Origin of the sequence: Nonomuraea sp. H19 (assembly GCF_052068215.1) — a bacterium.
Classification (GTDB): Bacteria; Actinomycetota; Actinomycetes; order Streptosporangiales; family Streptosporangiaceae; genus Nonomuraea.
Window position 1 is genome coordinate 32,373 of the sequence record NZ_JBQHCV010000005.1, and the last position, 22,848, is coordinate 55,220.

The 22,848-nt window shown below is 70.2% G+C and carries 20 protein-coding genes and 1 tRNA gene; 13 read left to right on the forward strand and 8 right to left on the reverse strand.

Translation table 11 applies throughout. From position 1 onward, the window contains the following. Nucleotides 1-60: 60 nt before the first annotated feature. Nucleotides 61-810, reverse strand: coding sequence for an MBL fold metallo-hydrolase (locus ACTMTI_RS11865; RefSeq protein ID WP_441120316.1), 750 nt, complete (start codon nt 808-810; stop codon nt 61-63). A 28-nt stretch (nt 811-838) separates the two neighbouring features. On the opposite strand from ACTMTI_RS11865, the gene ACTMTI_RS11870 reads away from it, so the two are divergent. Together ACTMTI_RS11870 and ACTMTI_RS11875 are read left to right on the forward strand one after the other, a co-directional pair. Further along, nucleotides 839-1,246 carry a MerR family transcriptional regulator gene (locus ACTMTI_RS11870; RefSeq protein WP_441120317.1) on the forward strand — a complete coding sequence of 136 codons (408 nt, stop codon included), beginning with the start codon at nt 839-841 and terminating at the stop codon, nt 1,244-1,246. A 158-nt stretch (nt 1,247-1,404) separates the two neighbouring features. Then, nucleotides 1,405-2,052 carry a maleylpyruvate isomerase family mycothiol-dependent enzyme gene (locus ACTMTI_RS11875; RefSeq protein ID WP_441120318.1) on the forward strand — a complete coding sequence of 216 codons (648 nt, stop codon included), beginning with the start codon at nt 1,405-1,407 and terminating at the stop codon, nt 2,050-2,052. A 21-nt stretch (nt 2,053-2,073) separates the two neighbouring features. Here ACTMTI_RS11875 and ACTMTI_RS11880 read toward each other — a convergent pair whose 3' ends face one another. The 3 genes from ACTMTI_RS11880 to ACTMTI_RS11890 all read right to left on the reverse strand — a co-directional run bounded on the left by ACTMTI_RS11880 (nt 2,074) and on the right by ACTMTI_RS11890 (nt 5,357). Then, complete coding sequence (locus ACTMTI_RS11880) at nt 2,074-3,465, reverse strand: GH39 family glycosyl hydrolase (RefSeq protein ID WP_441120319.1); 1,392 nt, start codon at nt 3,463-3,465, stop codon at nt 2,074-2,076. A gap of 91 nt (nt 3,466-3,556) precedes the next feature. Further along, entirely contained in the window at nt 3,557-4,309 is a 753-nt protein-coding gene (locus ACTMTI_RS11885) for an SDR family oxidoreductase (protein WP_441120320.1), read from the reverse strand. Between the two features lie 28 nt (nt 4,310-4,337). Continuing rightward, entirely contained in the window at nt 4,338-5,357 is a 1,020-nt protein-coding gene (locus tag ACTMTI_RS11890; protein WP_441120321.1) for a phosphotransferase family protein, read from the reverse strand. Nucleotides 5,358-5,724: 367 nt separating this feature from the next. Here ACTMTI_RS11890 and ACTMTI_RS11895 point away from each other — a divergent pair, with 367 nt between their 5' ends. Beyond that, the gene (locus ACTMTI_RS11895; protein ID WP_441120322.1) at nt 5,725-6,597 is read left to right on the forward strand and encodes a GNAT family N-acetyltransferase; all 873 of its coding nucleotides are present in this window, start codon (nt 5,725-5,727) and stop codon (nt 6,595-6,597) included. Beyond that, nucleotides 6,594-7,715 carry a DegT/DnrJ/EryC1/StrS family aminotransferase gene (locus ACTMTI_RS11900; RefSeq protein ID WP_441120323.1) on the forward strand — a complete coding sequence of 374 codons (1,122 nt, stop codon included), beginning with the start codon at nt 6,594-6,596 and terminating at the stop codon, nt 7,713-7,715. Before ACTMTI_RS11895 ends, ACTMTI_RS11900 begins: the two co-directional genes overlap by 4 nt. Nucleotides 7,716-7,756: 41 nt before the next feature. On the opposite strand, the gene pdxR is transcribed toward ACTMTI_RS11900, so the two are convergent. Next, nucleotides 7,757-9,154, reverse strand: a complete 1,398-nt coding sequence (gene pdxR, locus ACTMTI_RS11905) for a MocR-like pyridoxine biosynthesis transcription factor PdxR (RefSeq protein WP_441120324.1) — start codon at nt 9,152-9,154, stop codon at nt 7,757-7,759. 71 nt (nt 9,155-9,225) lie between these two features. Between pdxR and ACTMTI_RS11910 the strand changes: the two genes are divergently transcribed. The 9 genes from ACTMTI_RS11910 (at nt 9,226) to ACTMTI_RS11950 (ending at nt 19,256) form a co-directional block, all read left to right on the forward strand. Beyond that, a complete protein-coding gene (locus ACTMTI_RS11910; protein ID WP_441120325.1) occupies nt 9,226-9,864 on the forward strand; it encodes a pyridoxamine 5'-phosphate oxidase family protein in 639 nt (212 codons plus the stop codon). 84 nt (nt 9,865-9,948) lie between these two features. Beyond that, nucleotides 9,949-12,390 carry a protein kinase domain-containing protein gene (locus tag ACTMTI_RS11915; RefSeq protein ID WP_441120326.1) on the forward strand — a complete coding sequence of 814 codons (2,442 nt, stop codon included), beginning with the start codon at nt 9,949-9,951 and terminating at the stop codon, nt 12,388-12,390. Nucleotides 12,391-12,500: 110 nt separating this feature from the next. After that, on the forward strand, nt 12,501-14,117 hold the full coding sequence (locus ACTMTI_RS11920; RefSeq protein WP_441120327.1) for a protein kinase domain-containing protein: 1,617 nt from the start codon (nt 12,501-12,503) through the stop codon (nt 14,115-14,117). Between the two features lie 22 nt (nt 14,118-14,139). Beyond that, a complete protein-coding gene (locus ACTMTI_RS11925) occupies nt 14,140-15,492 on the forward strand; it encodes a hypothetical protein (protein ID WP_441120328.1) in 1,353 nt (450 codons plus the stop codon). Between the two features lie 49 nt (nt 15,493-15,541). Then, on the forward strand, nt 15,542-16,744 hold the full coding sequence (locus ACTMTI_RS11930; RefSeq protein ID WP_441120329.1) for a DUF2510 domain-containing protein: 1,203 nt from the start codon (nt 15,542-15,544) through the stop codon (nt 16,742-16,744). A gap of 68 nt (nt 16,745-16,812) precedes the next feature. Further along, the gene (gene orn / locus ACTMTI_RS11935) at nt 16,813-17,406 is read left to right on the forward strand and encodes an oligoribonuclease (RefSeq protein ID WP_441120330.1); all 594 of its coding nucleotides are present in this window, start codon (nt 16,813-16,815) and stop codon (nt 17,404-17,406) included. A gap of 68 nt (nt 17,407-17,474) precedes the next feature. Then, nucleotides 17,475-17,550 (forward strand) — tRNA-His (locus ACTMTI_RS11940). Between the two features lie 194 nt (nt 17,551-17,744). Beyond that, entirely contained in the window at nt 17,745-17,927 is a 183-nt protein-coding gene (locus ACTMTI_RS11945) for a helix-turn-helix domain-containing protein (protein ID WP_441120331.1), read from the forward strand. A gap of 108 nt (nt 17,928-18,035) precedes the next feature. Then, nucleotides 18,036-19,256 carry an NAD(P)/FAD-dependent oxidoreductase gene (locus ACTMTI_RS11950; RefSeq protein ID WP_441120332.1) on the forward strand — a complete coding sequence of 407 codons (1,221 nt, stop codon included), beginning with the start codon at nt 18,036-18,038 and terminating at the stop codon, nt 19,254-19,256. Here ACTMTI_RS11950 and lat read toward each other — a convergent pair. The 3 genes from lat to ACTMTI_RS11965 form a co-directional block, all read right to left on the reverse strand. Further along, on the reverse strand, nt 19,246-20,544 hold the full coding sequence (gene lat, locus ACTMTI_RS11955) for an L-lysine 6-transaminase (RefSeq protein ID WP_441120333.1): 1,299 nt from the start codon (nt 20,542-20,544) through the stop codon (nt 19,246-19,248). The two genes, ACTMTI_RS11950 and lat, sit on opposite strands and share 11 nt — an antisense overlap. Before the next feature lie 103 nt (nt 20,545-20,647). Further along, entirely contained in the window at nt 20,648-21,295 is a 648-nt protein-coding gene (trhA, locus tag ACTMTI_RS11960; protein ID WP_441120334.1) for a PAQR family membrane homeostasis protein TrhA, read from the reverse strand. Nucleotides 21,296-21,330: 35 nt separating this feature from the next. After that, on the reverse strand, nt 21,331-22,845 hold the full coding sequence (locus ACTMTI_RS11965) for a penicillin-binding transpeptidase domain-containing protein (RefSeq protein WP_441120335.1): 1,515 nt from the start codon (nt 22,843-22,845) through the stop codon (nt 21,331-21,333). Nucleotides 22,846-22,848: the final 3 nt, after the last annotated feature.

The following is a 22,848-nucleotide window of genomic DNA, read 5'->3' on the forward strand; positions in this document are numbered from 1 at the left end:
CGTCCCCGATATGAAATCCGAAGTCACGCCGATCCGGCGGTGCCACGCCGAAGGAAAGCCTCAGGGGGCGGCTGTCCAGCGCTCGCCCGGCGGCAGGTCCACGACCCGGAGGTGCGGCCCGGCCAGCGCCACCGCGTCAGCGGCGGTGCCGCTGGTCCGGAACAGCGCCGACATCGGGTCGTGTCCGTGGGCGTCGTGCACCGGGACCAGCACCTTCGCACCGAGTACGGACGCCCCGGCCACCGCGCGGGCGGGATCCATCACCAGGCGCGGGCCGAACACCGGACGCAGCCCGTTGACCGGCAACAGGGCGAGGTCCACCGCCCGGTGCTCGGCCCGGTACCGCTCCAGCGGGCCGACTTCAGCCATCTCCCCGCCGAAGAACACGTGCGTGCCGGCCGTGGTGAAGACGTAGGCGTTGTTGGGCCACATCAGCGTGCGCCCCGAGGGCACCACCCGCATGGACACGCCCGGCGCGATCTGCCGGGTCTCTCCCCAGCTCAGCCGCTCGGCATTCCGGAAACCGAGCGCTTTGGCCCGGCGAACCATGTGCGGGACGGGGGCGTACAGGGGGATGTCCTTGTCCGGCAGCATGCGCAGGGCGCGCAGGTCCCAGTGGTTGGTGGCCGGGTTGGTGACGACGACGGCGGCCAGTGGAGGCAGGTCGGCGATCCGCAGGCCCAGCGGCTCGCCGCGCCGCAGCCACCATCGCTCGGTGAACCAGGGGTCGGTGAGCACCGGGTGGCCGTCCAGTTCGAGCAGCACGCAGGAGTTCACCACGCGGGTGATCGCGATCGATTGCTTGATCATGCGGCCAACGGTGCCGGTTAATGTATGCATGAAGTCAAGCGAGAACCTGTCGATCGGCGAGCTGGCCGAACGGTTCGGCCTGCCCACGCACGTGCTGCGACATTGGGAGAGCGTGGGCCTGCTCCGGCCGGCCCGGCGGGCGGGCGGACAGCGGAGTTACGGACAGGCCGACCTCGCGCAGGTGGCGCTGATCCGCATGGGCAAGGAAGCCGGATTCACGCTGACGGAGCTGCGCACGTTACTGTCCGCGCCCAGCCCGATGGATCACCGGGACCTGTTGCGCCGTCACGTCGTGGAGCTGGAGCAGCGCATCTCACGGGCCCGCGCGGCCAAGGATCTCATCGAGCACGCGCTGGCCTGTCCGTACAGCTTCGCCGAGTGCGAGCACGCGCGCGAGCAGATCGCGGCACACATCCCGCCGAGTCCCCCATCGTGACCTGCGCCACGTCGAGATCTCGCGCTGCAGAAACTTCGCCCGCGAGCGACAATTGCGCCCCATCGCGGGAGTCATCTTCTTCGCAGGACGACATCTTCGCTCACGCGGACCGCACGCGTCCGGCGGTGGCGGGAGACCGGAAGCAGGAGGCGACAGACATGACCAGGGTGAAACGCGAGACGGGCACCTGGCCGCTGATTCATGGCGAACGGGCGGCTCTGGCGGCCGACCTCGAGAGCCTGACGGAAGAGCAATGGGCGACACCGTCCCTGTGCGCCGGGTTGGCGGTGCGCGACGTGCTCGCGCACCTCACCGCGGGGGCGAGCCTCACCCCTGTGCGGTGGCTGGTGGGTGTGATCCGCTGCCGGTTCGACTTCGACAAGCAGGTGGCGATGCGACTGGCGGAGCAGTTGGGCGCGACGCCGGCCGAGACACTCGGCAGGTTCCGGCGTGTCATCGCCGGCACCACCAAGCCTCCGCTCCCGGCCATCGCGATGCTCGGTGAAACGATCGTGCACGGGGAGGACATCAGGCGCCCCCTGGGTATCCGGCGTGACTACCCGATCGACACGGTTACCCGGGTGGCTGAGTACTATCGGGGCTCCGACCTGGTCGTTCTCGCCAAGGGCCGGATCGGCGGGCTCCGGCTCGTCGCGGCCGACGGCCCCTTCACCGCAGGTTCGGGGCCACTCGTGACCGGCACCACCTTGGCGCTGACCATGGCCATGACAGGGCGCACGGCCTACTGCGGCGAGCTGGACGGCGACGGCGTCCCCATCCTGCTCGATCGCTGCAGGCGAGTTTGAGCGGCCGGGCCGGGGAGGAAGCTACGCGCCGCCTCTGCCGGCCCACTTGATCTCGTACGGCTTCAGGCTGACCTGCCTGCCGTCCACCGTCGCCGTCACGTCCTCATCCGAGGTGTTCACCATCACGGCCTGACGTTCCTGGGCCAGGACCCTCACCCGTTCGTCCGACGATTGCGCCTCGGCCACCTGCACCCCTGACGGGAACCACTTCGTGAACCCGCTCAGCAGCCCCGCCATCGGCAGTTCGCCGCCGACCTTCGGTGACCACAGGCAGCCGGGGCAATCGCCCGTGCCCTTGAGCTGCGGGTTCCAGTACAGGGCCGTCGTGACGCCGCTCTTGGCGAACTCCATCAGCGCCGTCGCCTGCACGGCCGTCCGCTTCTCCTCGCTCCACCCAGAGTTGTCGGGCTCGACGTACCACTCGGCCCACCACACCGGCAGGTCGTCGCTCTTCTGCCGCAGCCACGTCGTGATCGCGCTGAACTTGGCCTGAGCGGCGAAGTCGTCGGGGACGTTGCCCTTGTCCTTCGCCATCGAGGCGCCGTCGACCACGATGAAGTCGGCGCCCTTCTTGTTGTCGATCCAATACTGGATCGCGTCCAGGGAACGCTGGTCGATCTTTCCCCATGGGCCGCTCAGCTCCGATGAGTCAGAGGAGCGGGAGCTGCTGTCGACCGAGATGTACGGCCCGCCGACCTGGATGTCCTTGTTCACCTTCTTCAGGGCCGTGTAGACCTTGTTGTACATCTCGGTGTAGCCCTCGGCGTCCCACTGGTTCGTGGCCGGGTTCCAGAAGCCCTTGAACTCGTTCCACACCATGTAGTGCTTGACGGTCGGGTACTGCTTGGCGACCCGCGTGGCCAGCTTGGCGAAGTCGTCGAAATGCTCCGGCTCCGGCGCGACCGTGTGGTTCTTGCTCCAGTCCGTACGCCCGGCCTGTCCGCCCTTCATCCAGTCGGGCGCGCAGCACAGCGTGATCACGGGCAACCCGCGCGACGACGACATGAACTTCAGCCGCCGGTCGAGGTCGCGGAAGTTGTACTGTCCGGGGCTGGGCTCGGGGTTGCCGACGCCCCAGCCCATGATGTGCTGGTTCTGCAGCATCGGGACCCGCCCGAGCACGCCCCTGGCCTGCTCCACGACGTCCTGCGGCTCGTTGTCGGCGCTGTATTGGGTGTGCGTCACGCCCCAGCGCGGCCAGGCCTCCAGGGCCGGCGGCTGCTCCAGTTCGGGCGCCGGTTGGGTGGGCACCTGCGTGGCGACCTCGCTGCCGACGAACTCGCTGCGGGACTTGGATCGGCTGGAGGCGTACACCATGATGCCCGCCACGAGGACGACCGCGAGGATTCCTGCCCCCAGTGCGATCGGCCAGGGCGAACGTCGGCGCGCGTGTCGGCCGTCGGTCGGAATCACTGAAGGCTCCTCACGGGTCGCGGACGTGATAGGGGCTGGGCATGGCCCAGCCCCTATCAAGCTAATCGTCCCACTTGCAAGCGACTTGCCGTCAATCCGCACGTGGCGGCCGCTGGCCCCCGGCGGGCCCGGGAACCCCGGCATAGCGGTACGGCACCGGCTGCCTGCCGGGCTGGACAATCAATAGTGTGCCAGGCGTGTCCGTGTAGAACGCCGATTCCACGGCGGCGGCCACGTCCTCGGCCGGGAGCAGGGGGAATCCAGCGTTGACGAACATCTCCCGCGCTTCGGCCACCAGCGGCGTGTCGGTGAATCCGGGGCAGACGGCGCTGATCCGGATGTTCTGGGCGGACAGCGGCTCGGCCAGTGCCCTGACGAGGCCGACGACGGCGTGCTTGGTCATGGTGTAGATCGGGTCGCCAGCGTAGCCCACCAGCCCGGCCAGCGACGACGTGACGACGATGGCGCCACCGCCGCCACGGACGAGCAGCGGCATGGCGGCGCGCACGCCGAAGACCACGCCGTCCACGTTCACCCCCATCACCTGGCGGTAACGCTCCAGGTCGAACTCCGCCAGATCCACCCTGCCGGGGATCCCCGCGTTGAGGTGCACCAGATCCAGCCGCCCGTAGCGGCGCTCGGCCAGCGCCACGGCCTCCAGCGAGGCCTCCTCGTGGCTGACGTCGGCGGCCAGCCAGGATCCCTCCACCTCCTTGGCCACCCGCTCGACTCCTTCGCCGTCGCGGTCGACGAGGACGCATCTGACGCCGCCCGCCGAAAGACGCCGCGCCGTGGCCGCGCCGATGCCGCTCGCCGCTCCGGTGATGAGTGCAACTGTGCTCATGGCGCTCGCTCCTTGCGGGGTGCCGAGGTCAGGCGTGGTCGAGCATGCGGTGTGCGCGGGAGATCAGCGTCGGCACCGCCGAGCCGATCCCGTCGAACCCCTCCCCCACGGTCTTACCCTGCCGGAAGCGCGCGTGGATACCCTCCACGATGACGGCGAGTTTGAAGTTACCGAAAGCCACATAAAACCCAAGATCTGAAATATCCCGACCGGACACCTTCGTGTAGTGGGCGGCGAACTCGGCGGCGTTCATGAACCCGGGAGCCACCGTCACATCTCCGGCCACCGGGATCGCGGCTCGTTCCTCGTCCCCGCGATCATGCCAGTACGTGAGCGTCAGCCCCAGATCGGCCAGCGGATCGCCGAGCGTGGACATCTCCCAGTCCACCACCGCCATGATCTTCAAATCCCGGATCAGCGTGTTGTCCAGCCGGTAGTCCCCGTGCACCAGCGTGCTCGCCGACTCCACCGGCAACCGCGACCGCAACCGCTCCACCAGCCGGTCGTACTCCGGCAGGTCGGCGGTCTTCGACCGGTCCCACTGCTGGCACCACCGGTCGAGCTGCCTGGCCATGTAGCCCTCGGGACGCCCGAAGTCGCTCAGCCCCGCCTCGCGGTAGTCCACGGCGTGGATGGCGGCCAGGACCTCGGCCAGCTGCTCCGACAGTCGCCGTGCCTGCTCCGGTGCCGGATCGCCGAGCTCGTCCTGGGTCCGTACGGCCGCGCCCTCGACGTACCCCATGAGATAGAACGGCGCCCCGATCACGTCCTCGTCGCCGCAGAACGCGACCGGCTCGGGCACCGGTACGGGCGTCGGCGCCAGGGCCGAGATGACCCGCCACTCGCGGCGCATGTCGTGGGCGGTGGGCAGCACATGACCGAGCGGCGGGCGGCGCAGCACCAGGCGGCGCTCGCGCGTCTCGACCAGGTAGGTCAAGTTGGACCTGCCGCCGGAGATCAGCGAGACGGACAGGGGCTCACCCGCATCGGGCACGTTGCTGCCCATCCACGCGACCAGGCGGGGCCGGTCAATGCCAGGTACGGTCATGAACCCACACTAGAACGCCACTCGGTCGTGTAAACCACCTGTGAGTTGTGTAACGTTCGTAGCCTCGCAGATCAACCATCTGGTAAGTGCCTTTACCCTGGGCGTATACGTCTACCCGCACGCTGGTCAGCAAGTGGAATGCCAACAGTAGGAGCCCATGCGCGTCACCCTTGCCCTCCCTCGTGAGCTGGGACAGCCAGAAGTGAGCCGATGGCGAGCTCTGCAGGAGTCCGACCCTGCCCTCGACAACCCCTTTTTGTCGCCAGAATTTACGATAACGGTGGGCGGGCTCCGAAATGACGTACAGGTCGCCGTCCTTTATGACGGTCCGGACATCGTGGGGTTTTTCCCTTTTGAGCGGCACCCGATGGGCATCGGCAAACCGGTCGCCGCGGGGCTGACGGACGCGCAAGGGCTGGTCTACGCCAAGGACTTCGAGATCAACCCGATCCAGTTGATCAAAGCCTGCGGGCTGGCCGTCTACGAGTTCGACCACCTGGTGTCCGGTCAGCCGCTGCTGAACAACCGGCACGAGCGGCACGCGTCGCCGATCATCGACCTGCGCGACGGATACGACAACTACACCGCAACGCTCAGGGAGCACTCCGGCAAGACGTACAAAAGCACCCTGGCCAAGTCGCGCAAGCTCCAGCGCGAGACGGGGGCGCTGCGCCACGACTACGCGACCACGGCCCTGCGGCCGCTGCACACCCTGCTCGGCTGGAAGACCGACCAATACCGGCGTACGGGGCGGACCGACAGGTTCGCGCACCAGTGGATCGTCGAGCTGGTCGAGCGGCTGCTGGCCACACAGTCGGAGAGCTTCGCCGGGGTGCTCGACATGGTGTACGCGGATGACGTGCCGGTGGCCGGGCATTTCGGGCTCCGTACACGGACGACGCTCGTCGGCTGGTTCCCCGCCTACGACACCCGATTCGCCCGCTACTCCCCCGGCCTCATCCACCACCTGGCGATGGCCGAGCGGGCCGCCGAATCCGGGATCCAGGTGATCGACATGGGCCGGGGCCAGAAGGAATACAAGGACAAGCTCAAGAACGGCGAGCTTGAGGTGGCCGAAGGACGCGTTGCCAGGACCAGCGCGGCGGCGGGCGTCCATTGGATGATGCGGGTCCCGGCGCGCAAGACGCGCGCAACCGTGATGGCCAACCCGCTGTTGCTCAAAACGGCCGACAAGGCATTGAAAACCTATGGGCGCTTCCGTACTGTCATACAGCGGTGAAACATATCGCAACGCGCACGGGCCGTCACTGTCTGCCCCTGCCCTCCAACCGGCTGGGCCTCTACCTGGCACTACGTCACTGGTGCACGCCGGGACAGCGGTTGCTCATGTCCCCCATCTCGGCCGACGAGATCCTGTTTCTGGTGCTCGCGGCCGGTCTGCGGCCGGTGATCGCGCCCCTGTCCCCCCACGACGGCAACATCGACGCCTCCCGGGTCGATCTCTCCGCCGTGGACGCCGTGCTGACGACCAACTTGTACGGGCTCCCTGACCGGGTGTCCGCCTTCGCCGGGAAAATTCTGATCGAGGACGTGGCGCACGCCATGGAAACCAGCGTCGGCGGGCGTCCGCTGGGGACGTTCGGCCAGGCGGCGGTCTTCAGCCTCTCCAAGCACGCCGGGGCGGGATCGGGCGGGGTCCTGGCCGTCGAGCAGGAATCCGACCTGCGCGCCCTCGAACGCGCCCGCGACGAACTGCTCGCCAAGGGCTCGCTCAGAGCGGACCTGCTCAGCGTGGCCACCTCCATGGCGCGTCAGGCGGCGCTCAAGCTGGACCTCGTACGCCCGGCGCTCGCCCTCATGCGCGCCCTCGGCCTGCAGGAGCAGCGCGAGGGCTACCGCATCGCCCTCGACCCGGAGGGGCTGTCACGCGCTCTCAAGCAGGTCCCCGCGCTGCCGCCCTTCGACCCCTGGGTACGCGCCGACCTGCACGACTACCGCGCGCGGCGCGGCCGGGCGGCCCTGTGGTACCAGTCCAGGCGCCTGGCCAAGGTCCCCGCCGAGCGCGGGCGGCGGCTGTCGGGCGTCGCGCGGCTGGCCGAGCTGCCTCTCGTCGCGCCCGCCGTACGTGACAACCTGGGGCAGCCGCTGTTCCGGGTGCCGCTGCTGGTGCGCGACCGGGACGCGGCCATCGTCGCGCTGGAGCGGCAGGGGGTCGCCACGGGCTACCTGTACGACCCGCCGTACGACGACTACGCGCCTGACTTCACGGAGGCGTCACCGGACCCGGAGCCGGCGCGCTGGTGGGCGCGGCACGTGCTCCCCATCGACCCGCTGTACGCCACCCGTGCCCTCCCGGTCCTGAGCGAGCTGAAGCCGCCGCCCGGCTTCATCGGTTGATCCGGCACAGCACGACATAGGCGGCGTGGCGGCGTGGCGGCTCAGTGCCCGGGGGGCGGTGGTGCGTGGGCGGCTGCGATCAGCTCGGCCAGGATGCGGCAGCCGCGTCTGACGTCCGCCAGCGGAGCCGAGCCGTACCCGATCACCAGCCCGTGCAGCCGCGCCCGGCCGTGGTGGTGGCGTTCGGTCGAGTCCAGCAGGACGCCGCGTTCCCTGGCCCGCTCGACCACGGCGGGCACCGCGGCCGCGGGCAGTTCGGCCAGCACGTGCAGCCCCGCCGTGTCGCCGTGCAGCCGGCAGACGGGCGCGAGGAGCTCGACCACGGCGGCGCGGCGGCGCGCGTACTCCAGGCGCATCCTCCGCAGGTGCCGGTCGAGGTCGCCCCGCTCCAGCAGGGCGATCACGGCCTGCTGGACGGGCCCGCTGGTGCGGTCGCCCATGGCGTTGCGCAGGCCGGCGATTCTGGCAACCAGCTCGGGTTCGCCGACCAGCCAGCCGACGCCGACGTCGGGTGAGAGGGTCTTGGAGAGCGTCCCCAGGAGCACCACCCGCGACGGGTCGAGGCCGTAGAGGGCGGGCAGCGGGGCGACGTCGTAGCGGAACTCGGCGTCGTAGTCGTCCTCCACGATCGTCGCGCCGGTGCTCCTGGCCCAGGCCAGCAGCCGCTCCCGGCGCGGGATCGGCAACCGGCCGCCCAGCGGGTACTGGTGCGCGGGCGTCGTATAGAGCACCCGCAGGTCGCCGGGGAGCCTGTCCACGATCACGCCGTCCTCGTCCACGGGGCACGGCACGACCTCGGTGCCCCTGGCCGCGAACACCGTCCGCGCCACGTGGTAGCCAGGGTCCTCGACGCCGGCCCGGGCACCGGCGCCGAGCAGGGCGAGCGCGCACAGGTCGAGCCCGTTGCCGGTGCCCCTGGTGACCAGGATGTTCTCCGGGCCGACGGCCATGCCCCTGGCCCGGCGCAGGTGGTCGGCGAGCAGCTCTCTGAGGCGCGGCAGGCCGTACGGGTCGGGCGAGTCGCCGGGCGGCAGGTCGGCGGCCTTGCGCCAGGCGCGTTTCCAGGCCGCCTGGTCGTAGTCGCGTACCCAGGGGCGGCCGGCCGTCAGGTCGATCAGGCCGGCCGCGCGCTCGGGCCGGGCGGGGACGTACGGGCGGCTCTCGCCGGGCGGCGTGGGCGCCTCCATGTCGGCCACGAACGTGCCGGAGCCGTGCCGCCCGTCCAGCCACCCCTCGGCGTACAGCTGCTGGTACGCCTCCGTGACGACGGTCCGGCTCACGGCCAGCTGGGCCGCCAGGGCCCGCGTGGACGGCAGCCGCTCGCCGGGAGCCAGCGTCCCGTCCAGCATGGCGCGCCGCAGCCAGTCGGCGAGCTGCGCGGTGAGTGGCACGTCGGCCTCCCGCGACAGGGAAACCGGCAGGTCAACATGGACGCGCACGGAAGTGGTCTCTACGAAGGGGACAATAGTGGCCCTACAGGATAGGTCCACTTCGTGGCTACGGTCGAATCATGCTCTCCGCCACACCCCGCACCACGCTCGGACGCTCGAAGGAGCGCGGCAGCGCCGACCGGAACGACCTGTACGAGGTGCTCGACACCGGCCTGATCTGCCACCTGGGCGTCGTCGTGGACGGCTGCCCCATGGTGGTGCCGACAGGCTACGGCCGCGTCGGCGACACCCTCTACCTGCACGGCTCCACCGGCGCCACGTCGCTGCGCGCGGCAGCCAGCGGGGACGTGTGCGTCACGGTCACCCATCTGGACGGCATCGTGCTGGCCCGCTCGGTCTTCCACCATTCCGTCAACTACCGTTCGGCGATCATCTACGGCCCGGCCAGGCTGGTGACCGGCCACGACGAGCGGCTGACGGGATTGCGTGCCGTGACCGAACGGCTCGCGCCGGGCCAGTGGGACTACGCCAGGCCGCCGTCACGCAAGGAGCTGGCCGCCACGGCCGTGCTGGCGCTGTCACTGGAGGAGGCGTCGGTCAAGATCCGGCGTGGCGCGCCGGTGGACGAGGAGGAGGACTACGCGCTGCCGGTGTGGGCGGGAGTGCTGCCCCTCGTCACGACGTGGGGCGAACCCGAGCCGGATCCGATGCTCCCAGAAGGTATCGATACCCCTGTTCACATTCTCTATCGGGAGTAGTTCTATAAATCACGACCACCTGGCAAACCGGACTCCTTGATCACACGTCTCATCAGGTGGGCCAACTCCTGATGGGAGAGGCATATGGAGTGGAGCGCTCCCGGATACACGGCGATCAAGCAGCTCGGCGCGGGCGCCAGCGGCCGGGTCGTGCTAGCCGTGCACAACGAGACCGGCGTGCAGGTCGCCATCAAGTACCTGTCCGAGGGGCTGCTGCGTGATCCGGCCGCGCTGGCCAGGTTCCGGTCCGAGGCCCGGCTGCTGACCACGCTCCGCAACCCGAACATCGCCACGATGTGGGAGTACATCCAAGACGTCGGCGGCGCGGCCATCGTCATGGAGCTGGTCAACGGCGTGTCCCTGCGGGCGCTGCTGCGCGAGCACGGCGCGACCGAGCCGGAGGCGGCGCTGGTCGTGCTCAAGGGCTCGCTGCTCGGCCTGGCCAGGGCGCACGCGCTCGGCCTGGTGCACCGGGACTACAAGCCGGAGAACGTGATCGTCAGGGACGACGGGATCAGCAAGCTCGTCGACTTCGGCATCGCCGTGCGGCAGGGCACGATCGCGCACCCGGAGGGCACGCCTCCCTACATGGCGCCCGAGCTGTGGGCGGGGCAGCCCGCCTCGCCGGCCACCGACGTGTACGCGGCCACGGTGGTCTTCTTCGAGTGCCTGACCGGGCACCGCCCGTACCGTTCGACCGAGCCCAGCGTGCTGGGCTACCAGCACGTTCACGCCCCGGTGCCGATCCACGACGCGCCGGAGCCGGTACGCGAGCTGATCAGTCGCGGGCTGGCCAAGGACCCGGCGCTGCGGCCGGTGGGCGCGCTCGCGTTCGTGGCCGAGCTGGAGGCCACGGCCAGGGCGGCGTACGGCGAGGACTGGGAGGAGCGGGGCAAACGGCGCCTGGCCGCACTCGTGGTCCTGCTGGCGCTGCTGCTGCCCAGTCCGCAGACGCCCGCGCCCGAGGTCAGCACGTCGCTGGCCAGGACGGTGTTCCGCGGGCTGCGCTCGAACGCCACCCGCGTGGCCATGAGCGGCGCGCTGGCCGCGGCGGTGACCGTGGCGACGGTGGTGGTCGTGCTGGCCAACAGGGAACAACCGCCCGGGGGGCCGATCGGCGCGGCCGCGGCCGTGCCGCCGACCCAGATCACTCCGGAGGTCGCCTCGCTCCCGCCGGCGACCCCTGAGAACACCCCAGAGGCGAGTACGGAGAGCACGCCTGAGCCCGGCCCCGAGGAATCGGCCGAGGTCGTGCTGCCGCCCGAGGAGAGCCCCACCGGCTCGACGACCACAAGCCCCGCGCCGACACCCACCGCCACGCCCACCGCCACGCCCACTTCCACGCCCACAGGGACCCGGACACCCACACCGACACCGACACCGACACCGACCTTGACCCCCACGAGGACCCGGACGCCGACACCGACCCCCACGCCGACCAGGACTCCGAGCCCCACTCCCACGCCGACACCAACCCCCACACCAACCCCAACGCCGACACCGACACCGACCCCTACGCCGACTCCGACGCCGACTCCGACACCTTCGCCGGTCACGTCGGTGCTCGGGGTGAGCGTGGGCGCGCCCACCGTCGATGAGGACGGGGTCGCCAGCAGCACGATCACCGTGCGCGCCGGCGGCACCGCCGCCGTCACCGCCACCGCGGCCTGGACGGCCCCCGGCGCGGACGGCCGCGTCCAGCGCCTGAGCCTGAGCGGCGCCACTACCTACACCCGCACGCTGACCTGGTCGATGGGCGAGCGCCCGTGCGGCAGGACAGTCACGCTGACCGTCACCACCTCCCCCGCGGCCCCCGGCGGCGCCAGGTCCGCCTCGGTGTCCGTGCCGCCCTGCCCGACCCGGGTGACCGGACTGCGCGTCAGCCTCGACCTGCCCGCCGCGCCCGCCCGTGCCGCCCAGGCCAGGATCAGGGTGACGGCGAGCGGCACCGGCGAGATCCCGGTGCAGGCGCAGTTCGCCGTGAACGGCGACCCCGTGGCCACCCGCACGGCGACCCTGTCCGGCCAGACCTCCTACGCCCGTACGCTCACCCACGCCTTCAGGTCGCGCCCCTGCGGCTCGACGCTCTCGGTGAAGGTGACCGCGGGCGGCCGGACGGCCACCGCGCGCACCTCGGTCCCGTGCCCGCCGCAGGTCCAGCGGGTGTCGATTCTCAGGGCCGGCGTGGGTGAGGGCGGGCTCGTGGCGACGGTTCAGGTGACGACGTCGAACACCCAGCCGGTACGGCTGAACGTGGCGTTCTCGGTCGGCGGCGAGGGCGGCGGCACGGAGTCCGTCACCCTGTCCGGCGAGACCTCGTACACGCGGACCGTGAGTCTCCCCGTCAAGCTGCCCTGCGGCGCGAAGTGGACCGTGACGGCCGCCACGTCACCGGCGGCGGGCGGCGGCGCCGACAGCGCAGGCGGCAGCACCGCCGAGTGCCCGTCCGAAGAGGTGCCCACGAAGACACCGAAACCCGACACACCGGAAACCGATAAGTCAGAAACACCGGACCCAATCGGCTGATCTCACAATTCAGACTTATTGCGATATCAGTAGCGGGAAAGCGGTTCCCTCTGGTTAAGCTACGGACCGTTTGGTGAGGGTGGGGGCCCAGAAACTCCAGAGGAGACCGTATGTACGGCGAGGGCCATTGGGGGGTCCCCGGCTACACCGAGGTTCGCGAGCTTGGCTCGGGAGCCTCCGGTCGCGTCGTGCTCGCTACCCGCGACCACGACGGCGTCGAGGTAGCCATCAAATATCTCAGCGACGAACTGAAAACCGACATGGGGTTCGTCGCCCGATTCCGGCATGAGGCCAGGCTGCTGGGCACGCTCCAGAGCGCGCACCACGCCCGGCTGATCGACTACATGGAGTCCGGCCAGGGCGCCGCGATCATCATGGAGCTGATCAACGGGGTCTCGCTGCGCGAGATCCTCAGGTCAGAGGGCCCCACGGGGCCTGAGGCCGCGCTGACGGTCCTCAAGGGCTCGCTCCAGGGCCTGGCCTCCGCGCACGCGATCGGGGTCGTACACCGCGACTTCAAGCCCGAGAACGTCATGGTCCAGGGCGACGGCACCAGCAAGCTCGTGGACTTCGGCATCGCGGTCCGGGCGGGCGAGGACGTGAGCGCGGCGGGCACCCCGCCGTACATGGCGCCCGAGCAGTGGTCGGGCGCGCCCGCGGGACCGGCGACCGACGTGTACGCGGCCACCGTGGTGTTCTTCGAGTGCCTCACCGGCACGCGCCCCTATCGGGCGCCGAACATGGCCGCGCTGGCCCACCAGCACCAGAGCACGCCGCCCCCCGTGGAGGAGGTGCCCACGGCGCTGCGCGGCCTGGTCGAGCGCGGTCTGGCCAAGGACCCCGTGGAGCGGCCGCCGTCGGCGGAGGCGTTCCTGACCGAGTTGGAGGCCGTCGCCGCCGAGGGGTACGGCCACGACTGGGAGGAACGCGGGCGCCGCCGCCTGGCCGCCCTCGCCGGCCTGCTGGTCCTGCTCTTCCCGAGCGCGCCCCACGAGCCGGCGGAGACGCAGACCTCGCTCGCCGAGACCCGCTTCGACGAGCCGTCCGGCATTCTGCGCATGCTGCCCACGAAGATCGCCCTCGGGGCGGTGGCCGCCGGCGTGCTGATCGGCGCGGCCGTGATCGTCGCCAACGCGTCCGCGGAGGAGCCGGTGCTGCAGGCGCAGACCACCAAGGTCACGCCGAGCACCGACCCGTCGACGGTTGAGCCGACCGAGACCGAGGAGGCGCCGTCTCCCGCGCCCGAGGAGACCACGCCGGAGCAGACCGCGCCGGAGGAGACACCGGCGGCCACGACGAGCCAGGCGCCGCCGCCTGTCGTGCCGGCGACCACCAAGCCCCCCAAGAGCACGAAGACGCCGACGCCCAAGCCCACGCCGACCCGGGTCAAGACGCCTTCCAAGACCAGCAAGCCCACCCCGACGCCGTCGGCCGAGCCCGAGTTGAGCGGCAAGGTCAACTCGCCTGAGGGCACCCGCCCCGCCTCGTCCCCACCGGCCCCGACCCCGACTCCCACGCCGCCGCCGACCCGGCCCTCCGAGGTCCCCACGACGCCGACGGACACCGGGACCGAGCCGACACGGGAGCCCACGGTCGAGCCGCGGGTCGACAGCGCGGGCATGGCGCCGAGCGCGTTGATCGTGTTCGGCCTGATGACGTCCGGCGCGGTTCCCGTCACACTTGCGGTGAAACGCCGTATGGCGGGCCGCCATAGAAGGAAGCGCTAGTGCACGCCGGGGGGCGACGGCGATGAACAATCCTGCACCCGGTATCGCCGGGTTCCGGCTCACCGAGCACACCTGGATGACCGAGCTCGGCAACTGGATCGACGCGATCTCGCCCGACGGCCGCAGGGCCGGGGCGCTGCTGTTCGACCCGAAGATCGTCGGCCTGCCCGGCGTGCGCGACCGCGTGGTGAACACGGTCATGACCGACCAGCGGCTGGTGCTGGGCGGGATGGCCGGGCTGATCCCGGTGGCGGACGTGGTCGCGGCCGGCGAACAGGTGTGGCTGCTGACAGCGCAGGCGGTCAGCCCCACGCTGGGCGACCTGCTCGCCGCCGGGCCGATCGATCCGGCCGGCGCGGCCTCCGCGCTGGTGGAGACCGCCCAGACGCTGATCGCGCTGCACGCCGCCGGGGTCACGCACGGCTCCGTGCACCCCCGCACCGTGGTCGTCACCGCCGAGGGCGCCGCGCTGCTGTCGGAGCGCGGCCTGGCCGACGCCATCCGCGGTCAGGTCTCCCCGCCGGAACGGGACGCGGCCGGCTGGGCGTCGCTGGCGCGCGGGCTGGCCGCCTCCTTGGGGCCGGGCGCCCCACGGGCGGCCGAGCTGTTCGAACGCGTCGCGGCCACGGCGGGCACACTTGGCCTGACCGCCGCGCGCAGCACGCTGATCGGCGAGCAGGCGGCGCTGCCCGGTGGCGCGATCAGCCGCGACGGGCTGGCGCGGGCTGCGCGCGGGAGGTCGGCGTTCGCGCAACCGGCCCCGTACGCGCAGCCGCCCGTCCTGCCCAAGGACGAGGGCGACATCGTCACACTGCTGCACGTCCCCGGCCGCGCCTCGGGGCCGGTGCAGTTCGGGCCCGGGGTCGGCACGCAGGTGCAGCGGCAGGAGACCACGGCGGAGCGGATCTGGCGGTCCGGCCGCGGCGACGTGTCCACCGCGCACAGCCCGGGAGTCAGGCCCAGGGCGTCGCGGGCGCGGCGGTTCCGTACGATCTGGGCCACGGCGGTGTTCGCGGCCGTCATGGCGGGCGCGCTCCTCGCCTGGTTCAAGCTGGGCGACGCCCCGGACCTCGCGGTCAAGTCGATCGACGTGGTCGCGTCGAAGAAGTCCTACGGCTGCGACAGCACGGTCCTGATCACCGGCACGGTCGTCACGAACGGCGCGCCCGGCGAGATCGCCTTCGAATGGCGCAAGAACCTGGACAAGGAGGTCGTCAAGGGGACGCTGCGTACGACGTCCGATCAGACGTCGTACGCGTTGCCGCTGAGGTGGTCGCTACAGGGAAAGAGCAACGTCAAGGCCACCGCCACGCTGCGCATCCTGACCCCCGGACCGGTGCGGACGGACAAGGCCAGCTTCACGTACAAGTGTTGATCCCTGCCCGGCAATGCATATCAAAGCGGTTCTTACTAATCTGGCGCACATGACCACGCAGACCCCCGCGGGCTGGTATCCGGACCCGTACGGCGAGCCCCGGCTCCGCTGGTGGGACGGCAATCAGTGGACCGATGCCACCCACGTGCAGGAGCAGGGGCCGTCGCAGCCCCACCAGCAGCCGGCCTCCGGGCCGCAGCTCCACCAGCAGCCGGCCTCCGGGCCGCAGCCGCAGTCGCAGTCGCAGCCCAACTGGTCGGCGACGCCGGCGAACCCCACGCTCCAGTACGGCCAGCCGACCCAGGGCCAGTCGGCCTACGGCCAGCCCACGCCCGACCAGTCCGGTTACGGCCAGCCCGCACCTGGTCAGTCCGGTTACGGCCAGCCCGCGCCCGGTCAGTCCGGTTACGGCCGGCCCGCACCGCCCACCCAGCCGCAGTGGGGCGCGCCGCAGCCATCTGGTCCCGGCTACGGCCCGCCGCCGAAGCAGGGCAACCCACTGCCCTGGGTGTTCGGCGGGCTGGCGGCGCTGGTGGTGCTCGCGCTGATCGCGGTCGCGGGGATCTTCTTCGTCAACCGGAGCAACGACGCCGCCCTCCCGACGCCGGAGAGGACCTCCGAGACGCAGGAGCCGCCCACCAACGAGCCCCCGTCCAACGATCCGCCGTCCAGCGAGCCGCCGCCCCAGGGCACCGAGATGCCCCAGCCGGTCGGCGACCGCGTCACCGACCCGCGGGCCGGGATCTCCTTCCAGGTGCCCGACGACTGGACGGTGCCCAAGTTCACCGACGTCAACGGCACGAACCCGACCCCGACCCAGCAGCTGTGGACCGGCGCGGTGCAGGCCGTCTCGCAGCAGAAATACGACGGCCAGTCCGACTGGATCGGCAACGTCTACACGGGAGTGCTCAACGAGCTCTATCCGTACTCCGGCGCCTCGGGCCTCGGTGACACGGCGAAGGCCGTCTTCGTGGACTTCTCCAGCAAGTACTACGCGCTCGAACACGAGAGCAAGGTCGTGCAGGACAAGGCGATGAAGATCGGCGACCGGGACGCCTGGGTGCTGCAGTTCGAGCTCGACTTCACCAAGATTTCGGAGGAGAAGGGCTACAAGTGGAAAAAGGAGAATGGCGCGATCGTCCTCATGGATCGCGGCTCGGGTGAGAACCCGGCCATCCTGTACGTCTCCGTTCCCGACAATCTGGGGACCGACGTGGTCGGCAAGGTGATCGGCGCACTCAAGCCCGCGTAAGCGGTGGCACTAGGCTGGTGGGGTAACAAGCGGGCGGATTGCTCCGAGCCGCTGGGCGAGGAGATCGTATGAGTGACTTGCTGGTCTGGATCGACTGCGAGATGACCGGACTCGACCTCGGGCGCGACGCGCTCGTCGAGGTGGCGTGCGTCATCACCGACAGCGAGCTCAATCAGCTGGACGAGGGCGTCGACGTGGTCATCAAACCGCCGCCGGAGTCGCTGGAGCAGATGTCGGACGTGGTCCGCGAGATGCACACCTCCTCCGGGCTGCTGCCCGAGCTGGCGGGGGGCGTGACGCTGGGGGAGGCGGAGTCGCTTGTGCTCGACTACATCCGCCGCCACATTCCCGAGCCGAAGAAGGCGCCGCTGTGCGGTAACTCGATAGGCACCGACCGCACGTTCATCTCCCGTGACATGCCCGTGGTCGACGCCTATCTGCACTACCGGATGATCGACGTCTCATCGATCAAGGAGCTGGTCCGCCGCTGGTATCCGCGGGTCTACTTCGCCGCGCCGGAAAAGCAGGGCGGGCACCGGGCTCTGGCCGACATCACGGAGAGCATCAGGGAGCTGCGTTACTACCGCGCGGCGATCTTCGTGGAGCAGCCGGGACCCGATTCCGTGACCGCGAGATCGCTCGCCGAGCGTGTCAGCGGCTAAAGGAGTGGCGTAAAGACTCCGAAACCCCGCTACACTTTTCCTGTGCCGCCACACGGCGGGCGGCCATGGTGGGTGTAGCTCAGCTGGTAGAGCGCCAGGTTGTGGTCCTGGATGTCGAGGGTTCAAGTCCCTTCACTCACCCCAAGCGAACGGCCGGTCCTCAGGACCGGCCGTTGTCGTTTTCTCCCGGCAATGCCCCCAAATCACGACAATGCGAGTTATGCTCACTGTCTACCGCTAACGCCGGAAGCACGGGGGCCTCGGCGATCTGACCGTCTTCGCGCCCCGGAGGCCGGATGAGAGTCGACGACGCAGCGTTCGATAGCGTGTTCACGTCCTTGAGCAAACGCGAGGCCGAGGTCATGGACCTGATCGCGACAGGCCAGTCCAACGGCCAGATCGCGCAACGGCTGTTCCTGAGCGAGAAGACGGTGAAGAACCACGTCAATCGCATCTACGCCAAGCTCGGCGTGACCTCGCGCGTCACCGCCATCGGCCTCTGGCTGTCCCACCGCAAGTAGCCGCCCGCCAGGAGCCGCCGCGGCCCCGGTCGAACGCGGGGCTGGGGTTTAACCGGCGCCGGCGGTGTCAGAGGAGTCGGTGGCGATGTTCCCGGGCAAGGAGCTCTCATGGTGCGGAGAACGCGGGTCGTCGTGGTCGGAGCGGGCTTCGCCGGGCTGGCCGCGACGCGGATGCTGGCCAAGGGCGGGGCGCTGGTGACGCTCGTCGACCGCAACCCGTACGCGACCTTCCAGCCTCTCCTCTACCAGGTGGCCACGGCCGGGATGGGCACGGCCGACGTCTCTTACCCGACCCGGACGTTCGCCGCCAAGTGGCCGAACGTGCGGACCCGCCGCGCGGCGCTGAGCAAGGTGCTGCCCGACAAGCGGCGCGTGGAGTTCGCGGACGGCGGCGCGCTGGACTACGACTACCTGGTGCTGGCCACCGGCGTCACCACCAACTGGCTCAACGTGCCGGGCGCGCCGGAGAACGGGCTGCCGATCTACTCGCTCAAAGACGCGGCGGTGCTGCGGCGGCGGCTCCAGCAGGACCTGGAGGACACGGCGACGGGCCGGCGCGAGAGTACGAACGTCGTGGTGGTCGGCGCGGGCTCGACCGGGGTGGAGATCGCGGGCACGCTGGCCGAGCTGCGGCGGCGTACGCTGCCGCTGACGCATCCCGAGATCCGTCCCGAGCAGACGAGCGTGACCCTGGTCGAGCGCTTCGACTTCGTGCTGGCGCCTTACAAGCCGCGGTTGCGGGACGCGGCGGCGGCCGCGCTGCGCAAGAGAGGCGTCCAACTGAAGCTGGGAGCCACGGTGGCGGCCGTGGAGCCGGACGCGGTGGTGCTTGAGGACGGCACGCGGCTGGCGAGCGACGTGACCGTGTGGGCCCTCGGCGTGGCCGCGCCGGAGCAGGTCGCGGAATGGGGGTTGCCGCAGGGCAAGGGCGGCAGGATCACGGTCACCGAGGCGCTCAACGTCTCCCAGCATCCCGACATCTTCGTGGCCGGCGACCTGGCCGGGCCGCCCAGGCCGCTGCCCCAGCTCGCCCAGCCGGCGATCCAGATGGGCGAGCACGTGGGCAGGCAGATCCTGCAGGCGGCTCAGGGGCGCCCGGTGCGGCCGTTCGCGTATCGCGATCCGGGCATCATGGCGACCGTGGGCAAGGCGGAAGCCGTGTTGCAGTTGCCCAACGGGTGGACCATGCGCGGCTGGCCGGCATGGCTGGTGTGGATCTTCGTGCACGTGTCGTACCTGCTGGGCGGGCGAAACCGGCTCAGCGTGCTGATCAACTTCTTCTGGCGCTACATCGGGCCGCGCCGCAGCGCCACCAGCGTCACCCAGTGAGGGCCCCATCGAATGTCGCGGTGAGTGCCGCCGACAGCGCGCGCAGGCCGTGGTCGAGGTCGCCCTCCGTGATGTTGAGCGCCGGGCGCAGGCGTACGGAGCGAGGGCCGCAGGGCAGCACCAGGACGCCGTGGTCTTCCCTGAGCCTGGTCACCAGGGCGTCGCGGGCGGCCTGGTCGGGCAGGTCGAAGGCGCACATCAGGCCCCGGCCGCGCACCGAGGACACCGCGTCGGGGCGTTCGGCTTCCAGCTTCGTGAGGCGTTCGAGGAGCTCGTTGCCGAGCGTGCCGGCGCGCTGGATGAGGCCGTCGCGTTCGATGATCTCCAGGATGCCGCGGCTGCGGACCATGTCCACCAGGCCACCGCCCCAGGTCGAGTTGATCCGGCCGCTCAGCTGGAAGACGTTGTCGGGCACCAGCTCGACCCTGCGGCCCGCCATGATCCCGCCCACCTGGACCTTCTTCGCGAACGCCACCACATCGGGAGCCAGCCCGAGCTGCTGGTACGCCCAGGGCGTCCCGGTCGTCCCGCCGCCCGTCTGGACCTCGTCGAGGATGAACAGCGCGTCGTACTCGTGGCACATGCGCTGCATGGCTTGGAGGAACTCGGGCCGCATGTGGTTGTCGCCGCCCTCCCCCTGGATGGGCTCGGCGATGAAGCAGGCGATGTCGTGCGGGTTGCCCTCGAACGCCTCCCGCGCCTGGGCCAGCGCGCGCTCCTCGGCCGCCTCGACGTCGCCGAAGTGGATGGCGGGCACGTCGATCCGCGGCCAGTCGAACCTGGGGAAGCGGTCGGTCTTGCCCGGCTCGGTGTTGGTCAGGCTCATGGTGTAGCCGCTGCGGCCGTGGAAGGCCCTCGTCAGGTGCAGCACCTTGGTGCCGAGGTCACGGGAGCGGCCCGCGGCCTCGTTGCGGCGGCTCTTCCAGTCGAAGGCGGTCTTGAGGGCGTTCTCGACGGCCAGGGCGCCGCCCTCGACGAAGAACAGGTGCGGCAACTCCGGATCGCCGAGCACGCGGGCGAAGGCGTCGACGAAGTCGGCCAGGTGCTCGGTATACATGTCGGGATTGGCCGGCTTGTTACGGGCGACCTGACCGAGCAACTGCACGAAATCGGGATCGAAGGGCGGATTCACGCCCAGCGGGGCGGAGGCGAAGAACGTGTAGAAGTCCAGGTAACGGCGGCCGTTACGGGCGTCGACGAGCCACGAGCCGTGGCTGAGCTCCAGGTCCAGCACGAGGCGGTAGCCGTCGACGAGCAGGTGGCGAGCAAGGCGGGTGTGTACGTCCATGTCGCTCCACTGTGGGTAGACAGGCCGCACGTTCCTCCGGAGGAACGCCGACACATGCGTAAAATTTACGGTACATCTACCCAACAAGCGGAGTTCTTCAACCTCAGGTGTGCGAATAGACGACGATCGACACCGCGATGTACTGGACCAGGTAGGCCGCGATGGTGAACGCGTGGAACACCTCGTGGAAGCCGAACCAGCGGGGTGAGGGGTCGGGGCGGCGCAGCCCGTACACGATCGCACCGGCCGAGTAGAACACGCCGCCGACGGCCACCAGCACCACGGCGGCCACGCCCGCGCCCGCCAGGAGCTGCGGCATGACGAAGATCGCGGTCCAGCCCAGCGCCAGGTAGAGGACGGTGTAGAGCCAGCGCGGCGCGTTCATCCAGAACACCCGGAACAGCACCCCCGCCAGCGCGCCGCCCCAGATGATGGAGAGGACCACGACCCGGGCCACCCCTTCCAGGGCCAGCAGGGCGAAAGGCGTGTACGTCCCGGCGATGATCAAATAGATGTTGGCGTGGTCGAACCTGCGCAGGAACTCCGCCAGCCGGGGGCCGAGCGCGCTCCGGTGATAGGTGGCCGAGATGCCGAACAACAGAGCCGACGTGATCGCGTAAATGACGGAAGCCAGACGGGCCTGCAGGGTCGGGCCGAGCGCCACGAGCACGAACCCCGCGACCAGCGTCACGGGGAGCGCTCCTGTGTGCAACCAGCCTCGCAGCCGCGGCTTGACGGTAATGGTCGTCATAAAACCTACGGTACCGTAAGTTTCGGTACCGTAGGTTACAGGCCATTGAGGAAGCGGACCGCTGCCGGCACCGCGGCCGAGCGCCCCGAGCCTCCGTTCCGCACGAACACGCAGAACGCCAGGTCATCGCGGTATCCGAGGAACCAGCCGTGCGGCGTGACGCCCTCCCCCACCTCCGCCGTGCCGGTCTTGCCCGCCACCCCCTCCGGGAGCCCCGCCTCGCTCGCCGTACCGTGGTCGACGACAGCGGTCATCATGTTCCTGAGCGCGGCCACGATCCTCTCATCCAGCTGCACGTCCGGAACCGGCTCGCCGTCGATGCGGCGTACCTGCGCCTTCGACAGCAGCCGGGGCGAGCGCCAGGTGCCGCTCTGCACGGCGGCGGCGAGCGCGGCCATGCACAGGGGACTGGTGACGACCTCGCCCTGGCCGATCGCGTTCTCCGCGAGCAGGTCCATGTCGTCGGTCTCCGGCACGGTGCCGCACGTCCCGCCGATGCCCGTCATGATCGGCCGGCCGAATCCCCACTCGGCCGCCGTCTCCACCAGTTCCTCCGAGCTCAGCAGGGTGGTGGCCTGCTCGACGAACGTCGTGTTGCAGGAGTGGGCGAACGCGTCGGTGAAACTCACGAGGCCGCGATCCACCTCGCCGTCGTTGGGGATGGTCCGAAAGCCCGGGATGGTGTACGTGGCGGGGCACGCTACCTGGGCCGACGGATCGAGCCCTTTCTTGAGCAGCGCCGCCGCGCTGATCGTCTTGAAGACGGAGCCCGGCGGGAAGACGTCGCGCACGGCGCTGTAGTTGTCCTCCAGGCGGTCGGCCAGCCCGAGGATCTCACCGGTGCTCGGCCGGATGACGACGATCGTGGAGTCCTCGATGCCGTCCAGCGCTCTGGCGGCCGCGGCCTGGACGGGACGCGACAGGGTGGTGCGCTCGACGTTCGCCTCGGGCTGCTTGGTCAGCAGCGACCGGTCCGGCTGCCCCGGCGTCTTCAGCACCAGCTGCCAGCCGAAGCCGACCTGCTCGAACTCGGGCTTGAGCGGGTTGAGGTACGCCTCCGCGTAACTGTCGTTGGGGATCTTCTCCCCCTCGCTGGTGACCAGCTCGGCCGCGGACACGTCGATCTCGTCCAGCTCCAGCCTGCCGCCGTCCTTGAGGAGCGGGTGCAGCGTCTCCGGCGCCCACAAGACCTTCCAGGCCCGGTCGCGTACGCCCAGCCGCAAGATGCCGTCGAACGGCCACGCCCCGAACTCGGCGAGCCGGCGCACCCCCGCGAACGGCACCTCTGCGCTGCCGTCCCCTGTGCTCTTCAACGGCCCCGGAGTCAGCTGGATGGACTCGACGTGCAACTCCTCGGACAGCGCGCGATGCCGGGCGGTGTAGTCGGCGGGCGGCTGATACACCAGCCGCGCCATGCCGTCGACGTTCCCTTTGCGCCACGCCTCGAAGTAGGCGGCCGCGGTCTTGGACGCGCTCCCTTTGACCCGGTTGGATGCCACCACCGCGAATGCGCCCGCCCCGACTATCGCGACAACCGCGATAACGAGCACAAT

Coding starts and splice junctions, on each gene's coding strand:
- lat (WP_441120333.1), bottom strand. CDS start 20,544: ATGGACGTACACACCCGCCTTGCTCGCCACCTGCTCGTCGACGGCTAC.
- ACTMTI_RS11865 (WP_441120316.1), bottom strand. CDS start 810: ATGATCAAGCAATCGATCGCGATCACCCGCGTGGTGAACTCCTGCGTG.
- ACTMTI_RS11910 (WP_441120325.1), top strand. CDS start 9,226: ATGCTCTCCGCCACACCCCGCACCACGCTCGGACGCTCGAAGGAGCGC.
- ACTMTI_RS11895 (WP_441120322.1), top strand. CDS start 5,725: ATGGGCATCGGCAAACCGGTCGCCGCGGGGCTGACGGACGCGCAAGGG.
- orn (WP_441120330.1), top strand. CDS start 16,813: ATGAGTGACTTGCTGGTCTGGATCGACTGCGAGATGACCGGACTCGAC.
- ACTMTI_RS11890 (WP_441120321.1), bottom strand. CDS start 5,357: ATGACCGTACCTGGCATTGACCGGCCCCGCCTGGTCGCGTGGATGGGC.
- trhA (WP_441120334.1), bottom strand. CDS start 21,295: ATGACGACCATTACCGTCAAGCCGCGGCTGCGAGGCTGGTTGCACACA.
- ACTMTI_RS11920 (WP_441120327.1), top strand. CDS start 12,501: ATGTACGGCGAGGGCCATTGGGGGGTCCCCGGCTACACCGAGGTTCGC.
- ACTMTI_RS11915 (WP_441120326.1), top strand. CDS start 9,949: ATGGAGTGGAGCGCTCCCGGATACACGGCGATCAAGCAGCTCGGCGCG.
- ACTMTI_RS11870 (WP_441120317.1), top strand. CDS start 839: ATGAAGTCAAGCGAGAACCTGTCGATCGGCGAGCTGGCCGAACGGTTC.
- ACTMTI_RS11925 (WP_441120328.1), top strand. CDS start 14,140: ATGAACAATCCTGCACCCGGTATCGCCGGGTTCCGGCTCACCGAGCAC.
- ACTMTI_RS11950 (WP_441120332.1), top strand. CDS start 18,036: ATGGTGCGGAGAACGCGGGTCGTCGTGGTCGGAGCGGGCTTCGCCGGG.
- ACTMTI_RS11875 (WP_441120318.1), top strand. CDS start 1,405: ATGACCAGGGTGAAACGCGAGACGGGCACCTGGCCGCTGATTCATGGC.
- ACTMTI_RS11930 (WP_441120329.1), top strand. CDS start 15,542: ATGACCACGCAGACCCCCGCGGGCTGGTATCCGGACCCGTACGGCGAG.
- ACTMTI_RS11885 (WP_441120320.1), bottom strand. CDS start 4,309: ATGAGCACAGTTGCACTCATCACCGGAGCGGCGAGCGGCATCGGCGCG.